This window comes from Mesorhizobium sp. M7A.F.Ca.MR.362.00.0.0 (assembly GCF_004023175.1).
Taxonomy (GTDB): domain Bacteria; phylum Pseudomonadota; class Alphaproteobacteria; order Rhizobiales; family Rhizobiaceae; genus Mesorhizobium.
In genome coordinates, this window is record NZ_RZTF01000540.1 from 1,996 (window position 1) to 3,412 (window position 1,417).

2 protein-coding genes are annotated in these 1,417 nt (G+C 62.6%); both read left to right on the forward strand.

Features of this window, described 5'->3' with window-relative positions:
• Positions 1-393, forward strand: a 393-nt coding sequence (locus tag EOC06_RS44300) for a peptidoglycan-binding protein (protein ID WP_245470328.1), incomplete at its 5' end; no start/stop codon positions are given.
• A 209-nt stretch (positions 394-602) separates the two neighbouring features.
• The gene (locus tag EOC06_RS34730) at positions 603-1,328 is read left to right on the forward strand and encodes a lytic transglycosylase domain-containing protein (protein WP_128309934.1); all 726 of its coding nucleotides are present in this window, start codon (positions 603-605) and stop codon (positions 1,326-1,328) included.
• Positions 1,329-1,417 lie beyond the last annotated feature (89 nt).

A 1,417-nucleotide genomic window follows, 5' to 3' on the forward strand; every position in this document is an offset into this window, starting at 1 on the left:
GGGCTGTGCCGTGGGATCGCCGGTCGGCATTCGATCGCCGCCGAGCGGGTACTCGCGCATTCTGATGTTGCGCCGGGGCGCAAGATCGATCCCGGCGAGAAGTTTCCGTGGCGGACGCTGTTCGAGGCCGGTGTTGGCCATCTCGTGGCGGCCGCGCCCGTCAGGCGAGGCGCCACTCTGACAACCGGCGATACCGGCGGCGACGTCGAAGCGTTGCAGTCGATGCTGGCCCTCTACGGCTATGGCGTTGAAATATCCGGCGTTTTCGACCGGCAGACGGAGGCGGTGGTCGAGGCCTTCCAGCGTCATTTCCGGCCGCGCAAGGTGGACGGCGTTGCCGACGGCTCGACGCTGCGGACGCTGCAAAGGCTGCTTGCTTCCGTGAGGCGCTGACCTCCGGAAAGCCTCTCCCAAGCAATTCTTTCCAATCCTTAAGTTACAAGCTGTCACTCAAAGTGACTTGCCTGGCCTTGTTTGACACCAATTCGGGCGTCAAACGGCTGACGTGTAGATGTCGGACCCCAAGCCCCCCGGGTTGTTTCGACGTTGGTTAGGCGTTGCTGCGTGAACATCTTCGCGCGGTTCAGACAGAACAGGATCACATGCAGAAATTTACCGTTTTAACGGCAGCTCTTGCTGCCGGCGTAATGACTTTTGCCTTCAGTGCCGCAGATGCCGCGCCCCTCAGCCCGCGAGCCGATCAAGGGCCTGTCGTGGCATCCGCGAAAAGCGGCAAGGCCCCACAGGCCAGAAGCGGCAAGGCAGGCCACAGCGCCAAGGCGACGAAGCGGGCTTCCGCGAAAATAGAAAAAGCAAGCTGGTCCAAGCCGAAGAAGTCCGCCAGAAAGCAGACGAAGCGTGGCCGAAAAACCGTCGACATGACGGCAACGGCGTCGATCGGTGTCCGGAACGCGGCAGCCTCGGCGGCCGCGGTGGCCAGCAGCGGTCAGTATTCCGCTATCGTTGCCCGCTATGCGGCGATCGAAGGCGTTCCGGTATCGCTCGCCTCGGCGGTCATCCAGATCGAAAGCAACTACCGGCCCAACATCGTTGGCGGCGCCGGCGAGATCGGCTTGATGCAGATCAAGCCGGCCACGGCTCGGATGATGGGCTATAGCGGCTCCGCCAAGGGCCTGTTCGATCCCGACACCAACATCAAATACGGCATGAAATACCTTGCCATGGCGCGGAGCCTCGGCGGCGGCACGACCTGCGGCACCATTCTGAAATACAATGCCGGCCACGCCGCAACGCGGATGAACCCGGTGTCGGCCGCCTATTGCGGCAAGGTCAAGGTGCAGATGGCTGCGCTCGGATCGCCCGCATAAGTCTGCTTTTTCGTTTGCGTTTTCGGGCGCGAACCCCTTTATACGCTCTGCCAGCTGGCTGGGCGGCCGCACCCGCAAACGCCGAAAGG

Coding starts and splice junctions, on each gene's coding strand:
- EOC06_RS34730 (WP_128309934.1), top strand. CDS start 603: ATGCAGAAATTTACCGTTTTAACGGCAGCTCTTGCTGCCGGCGTAATG.